The organism is Exiguobacterium sp. SL-9 (assembly GCF_004336985.1).
GTDB lineage: Bacteria > Bacillota > Bacilli > Exiguobacteriales > Exiguobacteriaceae > Exiguobacterium.
Genome location: NZ_SJUO01000007.1, coordinates 70,048 through 80,738, shown reverse-complemented (window position 1 = coordinate 80,738; position 10,691 = coordinate 70,048). Strand labels below are relative to the sequence as shown.

Sequence of the window (10,691 nt, the reverse complement as noted above, 5' to 3'; positions counted from 1 at the left end):
ATCTCGGAGAAAGGTGGTGACGTTATTCATGACCGAGCAGTCATATATTGTACCGTGAAAACTTCTGAACAGCCTGTAATGAAGCTCTTCAACTGTATTTAGTGAATCAGAGTTACGTCTTATTTATATATATAGAATGTAAGGACTAAAGATAGATCTAAAATCACCATAAATTCGTTTAAAAAGAAGCTGGTAATTCGAAAGTAGGTTTCCAACGTATTCCGCCTGACAAAGAGACACTTAAGTTATACATCATCTGTAGATACTTAATGCGTGCGTCAGTGGAAGCACCAGTTTGGTTAAGTAAAGTTTCGCGTAAGGGATGATGACTTTCGATGAAAAATTCATTTCTTCGATGAAGCCGCTCCAGATATTCCAGTGAAGGAATGCGTGCAAATTTGCCATTCTCTCCTCGGTTACAGCTTTGGCATGCTAACACTAAGTTCCAAACGCCATTCAAATTCTCTTCAAATTCAGTGCCTAAAGTATGAGGAATGAAGTGATCAACATCAGCTAAACTAGGGTCGCCTGATTGAATACTAATATCACGGAAACAGTAAAAACATTTTCCTTTTTGATAACCATTTAGAGCGTCTCTAGAAGAAGTAATATTGATTCGTTTATGTCGATCCGTTTCTTGGATAAAGAACTTCTCCTTAACGGTATCGTGTTTAACATTTAATAGAGAAGAAGCGATATTTAGGCCCCACGCTGTTTCAACTAATCGCCATCTAGCTTCCACTTCGAGTGAGAAGTTCTCGGATTGTACAGATTGTAAGATGTTATACAGATCATCAGTTAAAACAATTCCTTTTGTCTTCCCATGTTTTTGTACCTCGAAAAAGGAAACCGGAAGCGTTCCGTTGCTAACATTATGAAATGCGTCTAATACGTTTACGAATCCGAGTTTTTTAGTTGCATCTATTAGTTGCTCATGGGATACACTTCCGGAGTTGTAACCTCGACAAATGTCTAAAAATTTACTTGAAGGAGAGGTAGCTTGTCTATCACTTATTTTTAAGTGTTCACATACATGATGAGCGAATGGAATAGATATATCTTCAAGAGAAATAAATGTATTCGTGTGATGTTGATTTAACTCTAAAAGAGATTTTGCCATGGCGAATTTATAAGAAGCAACATTTCGGCCGAAAAGAATGATTGAGCGGAAATAAGATTCTAAAGAGGGATGAAATTCCGTAAAAGTATTCATTAGTCACGCTCCTGAAATTTATGCTATGAGATTTTATAGATAAGCGTAAATACATTTTCAAAGTAATTTCTTACTTCATAAGCTGATACCTTATGGCATCAAATATTTGTGTATCTAGACTGTCTCAATCTATGAGAGAAACTCAAAAGTTAGAACGGTCTGTTTTCTTGTTAATCTATGTAGTAATTATACATTGATAAAAAGACGAGTTAGCGAACAATATATTGAAAACGAGAAAGGCTTTTGTAAGCCCTTCTCGTTTTAATGTAAAAATAAATTAAATTTGTCTATTTAACGTTCGTTATTAAGACTGATATTTTTCCGAAGTGTTTATTAACTTAACTATACCGCTGCTTGATTTCAGCAATTAGCTCCGGGAGTTTCCCAGTTAATTTCATGACATGCATTAATCGATTGTTACCCGCTTGATGGATGGCCGCGTCGTAATCAACACTTTTGATGAGTTCATCGATATAGGGTACAACGTCTGGTTGCGAAGGCGAATAAGAACGAACTGATTTTTCAAGAAGATCGCTATCTAGCCCCCACTCCATAGCTAACGCATTCACGGCCGTTTGCATTTGAGTGGATTTCCACAGCTCAAATGACTCATCAAAATTCATATTACTAGATAAGTTCCCAGGTACCAACTCGGTATCGACGAATTCCCTTAATAGTTGGGCTTGCTCGTTATCTCCCATGTTACTCAATTCCTGAATCTGTTGATAAATGATACGAAGGGTTTCGCTATCTACCGTTTGGACACCATTTGACGTGGTGATCTTTGAATCAATCAAACTAAGAATGTGAGCGGCATCAATCACTTGGGTACCTGCTAGTTTGGTTTTGCCAACTAACACATTTACAGGTGAAGGTGGAGGAGGACCGCCAGGCTTCCACGTTAAGTTTTTATATGCCCCAACATATTGTAACCACGTATGTTCATCGATACCAAAAGCATGATCATCCCACTGGAATTCATAGTATTGCTCGACTAAATTCAACTGCTCTGCAGCGTCTTTAAAGGCGAGTAAGAAGGCTTCTTTTCTCACTTCGTCATGTTCAATCGTTTGCCAGTCTGTAGGATCAGGCAAGGTCGGAGTCATTTCGGAAATTTTTATCGCGAACTTCTGTACAGACGTCTCGTAAGGTTCGACAATGGCTTTGCTACTCTTTCCACCACTTCCATATAACCGCAACGCCTCATTAACAAATTCTTCAGTAATACGAGGGTATTGAAAGTTAATAATTGTCCCGAATTCTTTGGCTGGGCCAAACACTCGATTGGTTCTCGAGTAGGCTTGAATCAACCCTTGGAGTTCAAGTGGACGATCAATGTAGAGCGTATTCAGTCGCTTGGAATCGTAACCAGTCAAGAGCTGATCTGCGACAATCACAAGATCTATGTTCTTAGGGTTTCGCCCGCTTCCGCCTCGAGTGGCACGTTCTACAAGATCTTCAAAATAAGCTTCTTCCCCATGCTTCTTATCACCGGCTACAAACGAAATTCCAGTAAATGCAGCGTAATCCTTAAACATCCCTTTCACAATTTCGGGATCGAGGGGAGAAGGGTCATTTTCATTGCCAAAACTAAATGTCATGGCGATGTTCAAATGTTCACCACGCATTGCCATCTGTTTTTGGAATTCTTCATAATAGGCAATGACACGATTTTTATAGGCGACAGTTAAAATCGCGTTAAATTCTCTTCCTTGTGACTGTAAGTCCCAATTCTTTAGAATTTCTTCTGCAACGCGTGGGATATGTGTCTCGTCATGGTAAGTGAGAAGTCCTAACTTTTTCGCCTGTTTTTCCACGTCGACCTCGGACAACTCTTGAACTTCGCGTTCGATATCTCTGTCCGCTAAGTCAGGTTTTTCTTCTTTTATTTTTTCGACCAGTTGCTCTCTCAAATCGTCATAGCTTCTAAATTCACCGGTGTTGATATAGTCCACATGGAACCCCAATACGTTTTTATCCGCGATGGCTTCATCAATCGTATACTGGTGCAATTTAGGACCGAACAATTTTTCCGTCGTATTGATCACTTCACTTTTTTCATTTACCTTACCTTTGATTTTATTTTCATCAAATAGTGGCGTCCCGGTAAATCCAAAGAAGAGTCCATTTTTCTTGAAGTGTCGTTGAATTGTCCCCATCATCTGACCCATTGTCGTCCGATGGGCTTCATCGATAATAAAGATGACTTTTTTATCGGTCAAGCTCGCATCTTGTGCTTCTTCTAATTCTTTCACCAGAGCGTTCAGCTTGAACGTTGTCGTCACGACAATGCCATTTTTAGGAGACTTCAGTATCTTCCTAAGTTGATAGGTATGCTTGGTATCATCGACAGACACCGATTCATACGCTGCATACGCTTTAAAGTTTTCACTAGTACGATTATCAAGCTCACGCCGATCAACGAGAAAGACGACTTTATCGAACCCGGCTCGTGTAGACAAGAATAGAGCAGTTTTAAAACTTGTAATTGTTTTACCAGATCCTGTCGTGTGCCACACAAATCCTCCGTGAGGGATTTTTTCTTTATTGTCCCAGCCAAAAGCTGCACCTTCCACAGCCTGCAACGCATGGACTTGATACGGACGCATGAGCATATGCCGTCTGTTTTCTTCAAGACGCGCTTCGTCAATGACCAAGTAATCGCCGACCATTTGATGCGCCATCGGAATCATCAGAAACTGTGCGACGACCTGTTCCCATGCGTTCACGACATGGTTTTCTTTATCAGCCCAATGGAAGACAAAACTCAGGTTAAAGTCATCAATTGACTTCGGTGTGGCGAAATAACGAGTAGCGATTTCAGAAGTAATCACCATCATCTGCGAAAACGCCATGAAATTATGAGTGTATTCGCCATCGCGATAATAGCGCATGAACTGACCATATGCTTCATCTAGCGTTTTGTCAGTGCGCTTTTGTTCGATATTGATGAGAGGCAGACCGTTAATCAGTAACACCAGATCAAAACGATTGTTATTCGGTGTCTGTACTTCTCTTGCGATGCGGTAGCTTGAATCGCCACCGCGTACTTCGGCTTTTTTGAAGATGGTCAAGGTAATTTGCGTTCGTGTGATATTAGGATTGTCGTCACGATAAATACCGTCAATCTTGCCTTTTGATTCTTCAATGGCCAAAAGTTTGGCGGCTTCGTAGCTATTACTGATTTGACTCACTTTTGCCATAACCTGTTTGAACTCGTTATCCGTCAATTCAACACCTTCAAGTTGGTCGGCATTGATACGATTCAGTTCTTTACGCCAATGTTGAATGAGATCAGCAACCGTAACTTGTTGCTGATTCCCATCTAAGAAATCGGGGGCTTCCCATTTATATTTTTGTAGTTCTTTTACAAAGTTATCTTGAAACGTTTTTTCAGCTGCACTTTTCGGTGCTTTGCTCATGACATCGTCTCCTTTTAAACAAACATCTCGGTTAAGTATGCTTTTTTCAGATTTTGCAGTTTTTCTAATTTTCTCTGATGATGAGTGATGATGTCATCGAGTTGTTTGAAGAAGTTTCCGATTTTCTTCTGTTCATTAATATCTTTAGGGAATTTTATAATTGTAGTTTTAAGAGCAGATTTTGATATTGAACTGACTTTGGTTCCTTGTATTAATCGTAATAATTGATCGTGATATGCAAAAGAATTCATATAGTATCCAAGATATCCAGATGCGAAATCCCGGTTTGGTCTACATGCAATCGTATGAAGTCCTGCTAACATATCTTTATCACCTAAACCTGCTATTTCCGTACACTTTCCTACAGTTTCGTCTTCTGCAGCATCAGCAATAACTACATCGCCATTTTTTAAAAATGAAGATTTATATTTTGCTACAACTAACTCATTTGATACTCGAGGTAATTTATTATTTGAGACGTCCAAGTATTCACCGAATTTAGTTAAAATATCTCCATAATGAAGATTTAGAGCATACCCATTCTCATAATTTAAATCAGCTCTAGAGAGAGCATTATTTTGCATATATGAAAAGATGTTTTGGAATTCAGATTCTTCCCACTTTTGAGTAAATCCTGCAAATCTCCGTTTAGGTACGACCTCACCTTCAGCAGGAAACATTTCTGAAAGATAGGCAGCCTTTAGTGCTTTTGTCTTTTCTAGTTTGCGCTGTTGAAGGATGATAAGATGGTCTAAGTGTTTAAAAAAACGGCCTATTTTCTTTTGTTCTTTTACTTGTGGTAAACAAATCTCAAGATTTTTAATAATTTCAGCATTATAACTTTGCTGCTTTGTTCCTTGAGTATATCGAAGACCGTAATCTTCACCTACCAACTTATACCATTGGAATAAGAAATGTGTACTTAATAGTTCTTTATTGGGATACAATGCCATACAGGACTGGTTTAAGGTTGTATCAATACCAAGAATTCCACAATTTCCACGAGTACCGGCAGCTTCTAGTCCGGTTATTGCTAAAACAAATGTGTTTTTAGGAACTATTCGTAAATTAGCATCGGTCTGTCCTGCCATTGTTATTTTCTCGATTGTTGTTTTCACAATCGAGCGGTTTAATTCACCGCTAGTTAACCAGTTAATATCGCCATTCCAAAAATCACTTCGGAATCTCGATGGGGTCTGTCCGTTATATAGACCCTCTATCACGTCGCCCAACATACTCTGCTTCCAAGCAGAAGTATTTTCAAACTCTTTAAACCGCCTTTTAGGAACTAAATTTGTTTGTTCTGTCATGATTCCACCACCAGTTCACTCATTAAGGCATCAAATGCCAATTCTAAACTGCGACTTTCTTCATCAATGGCTGACAGTGTATAAGCATAGCGATTATGCAACATCTGAAGGGTATTTAACTCGTTTTGTAATGGTAGTTCTATTAATCGAACTAAAGCATTGACTGTATTACCAAACCACTTTTCATACATCAAGTTATCGATTTCGTCGTTCGTCAAAGTCAAGATTCGTTCTTGTGCTACTTCCTTGAGCGTTTTTTCATGTGCTTTCACTTCTCTACCAAGCGAAGCTTTCTCCGAAAGTAACTGTTCAACATGTTTAAGTTGTTTATATTCACTTGAGTTTTTGACCACTTTTTTCAACTCAGCTTTAAGCGCCTTACTATTAAAAGCTTCACTAGCTTCACTCAATGTATCACCTAGTACATTGCCTTCCTCGCTATCTTCAACCTTTGCAGCTTCGACTAAATCAGCTAGCTCCGCTTCGATTTCTTGCATACGTGATTTCTTTGTTTCAATTTCTTCTAGCTCATCGCGATATAGCTGTTTTTCAACTAACGCATTCGGCACGATACTACCAATCCATCCGTCTTGTTCGACGCGTGTCTTTTTACCGGAGCCCTTCGTCACCATGTTCGGTTCACGTGTACGTCCGGCTGTATAAAAATCACTCAACGCAATGATTTCTGTGTCGTGAGATAATGATTGTTTCCAGATTTCTGCGATGATTTGGTAGCCGTCATAGACATCGATATTGTCAAAGGCTGAAAGAATTACTTTTATTTCGATCAACATGTTTTCCATCAACTGCGGCAATGTACTGATATTCTCTACATTTCGAATCGTATCGAAATGTTTATGGATATAAGTCGTTATTTCAGCTTCAAGTTCTTTTGATTTTTCAAGGACACGCGAATCATTGAAGACAAGAGAAGAGATCTCCTTAACGGGTTTCACCAACTCCACGTAACCCTTACGAACTTCTTGTAAAGACGCATTCAATACATCTGGTATTGTGGACTGCAGTACTTTCAAGTCATCAATGTTCTGTTGAGGAATTCCACCAAATAAGTGTGCGTCTACGTCTTGCGGGATTTCCTCGTCAATCGCTTCGACATAACGTGGGATGTTCATATTGTATTGATTTTTAAGAATTTCTTCGCGCTTCACTAATCGGCTATAGCCTGCTTCTTCTCTACGTTCAACGTACGTATCGACGATTTTGGCGATATCTTTCTCGAGTAGAACGTTCTGTTTTCCGACTTTCGTGAAACCGCGAGAAGCATCTATCACGAGTAATGGTTCGCCGGTTTCTCGATTTTTTTTCAAGATTAAAATGGCTACAGGGATTCCTGTATTGGTAAACAAGTTACTTGGTAACCCAATGACGGTATCGATGTAGTTTTTCTCGAGTAAACGTTCTCGGATTTCGCCTTCTGCGCCTCCACGGAAGAGAACACCGTGAGGCAATACAATCGCCATTGTCCCATTTTGACCCAAGTGGAACAGGCCGTGTAATAGGAATGCAAAGTCTCCTTTTGAGTCTGGTGGAAGTGCACCGGCGACCTCAAAGCGCGGATCACTGACTTTAAGTCCCGCTGCGTTCCAGTTCTTCACAGAATACGGTGGATTCATGACGACAGCATCAAACTGTACGCCTTCATTTGGACGTTCCGGGTCTTCTGGCCAGTCTCGGGAGAGGGTATCGCCATTATTGATGACCATTTTTTCTGGACGGACCCCATGAAGTAATAAGTTCATACGAGTCAAGTTATAGGTTGCTGTATTTTTTTCCTGTCCGTAATAAGCGAGATCTTTTTGAACCTCTTCACTTAAATGTTTCTTGACCGTTAAGAGAAGTGAGCCTGAACCGACGGTAGGGTCATAGATTGACTTTATATCGGTCTTTTTCGCGATGATTTGGGCCATGACTTCACTGACTTGTCGCGGGGTATAGAATTCTCCTGCTTTCTTTCCTGATTCCATGGCAAACTGACCGATGAGATACTCATACGCATCTCCCAATACATCACCTTTTTGTAGGGCAACCATGTTTAAGTCTGCAAATAGCAAAATCAATGCTTTGATGTTTTTGCTACGTTCGTTTAAGTTGCTACCTAGCGCGGTATTCGTTAAATCTAGCGTAGAACTTGAGAACAACCCTTTGAAGTCACTCGCATCATCAGATACGGCAATCGTACGTTCAAAATTATTTAAACTATCCGTCACTTTTTGAACTTCAAAATCCCCGGAATTGATGTCTTTAATCCAAGTTTGATAGAGATATTCTGGCGCAACAAAATAGCCGAGAACGTTTTGTATCATTTTATCTAACTGTTCTCCAAATTCGTTGTGCGCCTTTGAGTACTCTTCTACCAATTCAGTCTGACTCATATTATTTAGACCACTCGTTACTTTGAAGGTTTCTAAAGTCTTGTCACTCAAGAACTTATAGAACATCAATCCGAGCATATAATCCTTATAACGACTGGCGTCCATTGAGCCGCGCAGTTCGTTTGCGCCGTCCCATAATCTACGTTTAATTTCTTCTGATGTAATCACTGCAAATCCCCCAATAATCTTCTTATGATGTATGAATCGATGAAGCCTCATGAATGCTTATATCATATCAATATAATTTTATGAGTGTCGACCAAATAAAACCTATCTCGTTAATCAAACAATCTAGATAAAAGTATGTTTGCTGCTTTTCGCCTCTCATAGTTGAATCACGTAGAACTTACTCCGTTGTCTAAGTGACCTCTCATGTGACGATAATGATAGAGTAGCTTAGTAGCGCCTTAGGCTCTGTTCTTTATAGAGAACAGATTGGCTAATCCCATGTCCTCATAAGACTGCTTTTTGTTTTGCATCATTTCATTCTGAACACGTTTGATCTCAGAACGTAATTTTGTATGCTTTTCTTCAGTTTGCTGTGCAATCCTTTTCTGCTCTTCTAGAGGAATGTTCAGGAATGGCAATTGTTCTAGGTCTTTACGGTTAAGAACTGGGATGGTCGTCCCGCTTAATTTACTCGTGAGAATGAACTGCGCCACCGGGCTTTCTAGATAGAGCTTGAGGTATTGAGGATCTATCAATTCTCCGCATCGAATGCCCAGAAAGTTTTGCGAAAATAGCAGATGTTCGTCCTCTACATCGACGCGTGCAACCTTGATTGATCGTCCACGCACCGTGATAAGAAGGTCACCTTTTTTCAGTCTATAGTCTTCAATATTGAATTTCTTCTGAATATTATATCGAGTGACGTTTTTATAATGCAATTGACCTTCTTGTATATCGGATGCTTTGACGACTTTATATTGACCTTCTGTATCCTCATCACTCGGGGAGACATTGTATCCTCTGAAAAGTTTTACAAAATCACCTAGTGGTGCCGTATTCATCTCTTCTAGTTTATCCATGGATACTTCGATATCACCGAAAGGTTCGATTGTGAGTTGATTTGAAAAGATGTATTGAGAAGGCAATAGATTGCTTTCGTTTAGTTCACTGTTTCGGACAATTTTGCTGAAGCCGCCCTCGACTTTCCAAGACCGATACGTCTCGATAATTTTTTGCATTCCTTTTTCACTAATAGCCCGCTTTCGTTTACCGATTTCTTGGTACAGTTCTTCTCCATTAATAAACAAAATCTCGTTTCGTCTTTCTAAATCTTTATCTTTATTCAGCATAATGAGGTGTGTTTGCAAGGCTGTATTTTGATAAAGATTGGAAGGAAGGGTGATCACAGCCTCGACATAATCTAAATCGATGATGTTTTGACGAATTCTCGCACTCGCTCCCCCTGCATATAGGACTCCTCCACTCATGATTACTGCCGCTCGCCCTTTATCTTTTAAACTGACAAGTGCATGGGTCAAAACAGCAAGCTCCATCTTACTAGAGGGTGGGGTGCCAAATATAAAGCGATCATATTGGTCGCCTTCCGGTCGCCATGAGAGCCCAAATGGCGGATCGATAAAAATATAGTCAAATTTTTCTAGACGTCCATTTTCTACGAATTGAGGAGAACTGATGATATCGCCAAACTTGATAGTCGCATCCTTGACTCCTTCTATGAAAAGTCTAACTTTTGTAATTGCAACATTAATCGGATTAATGTCTTGTCCTGTTAATTGAAGTGTCTCTTCTTTCATAGTTACATGTTTATAGGTAGAAAGTAGACTTCCTCCGAGACCGCACATGCTGTCATGGAAACTACCACTACCTGGATTTATTAGTTGGAGAGCTAAATTGTTGATGGATGGAGGAGTAGGGAACAAATCCGAAGTTCTAGAACCAATACTAGAGAGTTCTTCAATCAGGTCATCAATAAAGATCGATAAGTCTGTTACTTCGTTCAAATATCGATCTAGCTCTAGCCAAAAGAGTCTTAACTTTTCTACCGATTTGATGTGAAGATGTCTAATGCCTGATAACTCGGGATGCGCTTGTTCTATTTCAGTAAGGATTGTATCGAGTTCCAGCTCGATATTGTCCTCTTCACGCACAACGCGTCCCAGATAGTCTTTGCCTTCAACTCTTTCTAAATGTTTGAACAAGACACCTAAGACAAATGGTGAAATCTCAGAATCGCGATGTGTTGCGTTGCGTAAAGATTGAATCGCTTCATATAACGACTTTTTCGCCATTTTCATCACGTACCTTTCTTTTTGGTATGCATAATATAGAATCTGTTTTTGTTGATAAGTTGAATATAACAAATATCATCTATTCAAACGATACT

At 39.6% G+C, this 10,691-nt stretch carries 5 protein-coding genes; all 5 read right to left on the bottom strand.

Annotated features, from left to right (window positions below; translation table 11 throughout):
* Window positions 1–178: 178 nt before the first annotated feature.
* Window positions 179–1,213, bottom strand: coding sequence for an HNH endonuclease family protein (locus EVJ34_RS14600; protein WP_131486128.1), 1,035 nt, complete (start codon window positions 1,211–1,213; stop codon window positions 179–181).
* Between the two features lie 338 nt (window positions 1,214–1,551).
* A complete protein-coding gene (locus EVJ34_RS14595) occupies window positions 1,552–4,635 on the bottom strand; it encodes a type I restriction endonuclease subunit R, EcoR124 family (RefSeq protein WP_131486127.1) in 3,084 nt (1,027 codons plus the stop codon).
* Between the two features lie 14 nt (window positions 4,636–4,649).
* Window positions 4,650–5,945 (bottom strand): restriction endonuclease subunit S, encoded by a 1,296-nt coding sequence (locus tag EVJ34_RS14590; protein ID WP_131486126.1) that lies wholly within the window; start codon window positions 5,943–5,945, stop codon window positions 4,650–4,652.
* Window positions 5,942–8,506 (bottom strand): type I restriction-modification system subunit M, encoded by a 2,565-nt coding sequence (locus EVJ34_RS14585; RefSeq protein WP_131486125.1) that lies wholly within the window; start codon window positions 8,504–8,506, stop codon window positions 5,942–5,944. Before EVJ34_RS14585 ends, EVJ34_RS14590 begins: the two co-directional genes overlap by 4 nt.
* Before the next feature lie 239 nt (window positions 8,507–8,745).
* Window positions 8,746–10,602: a type I restriction-modification system subunit M/S gene (locus EVJ34_RS14580; RefSeq protein WP_131486124.1), complete on the bottom strand. Its 1,857-nt coding sequence runs from the start codon at window positions 10,600–10,602 to the stop codon at window positions 8,746–8,748.
* Between the last annotated feature and the right edge of the window lie 89 nt (window positions 10,603–10,691).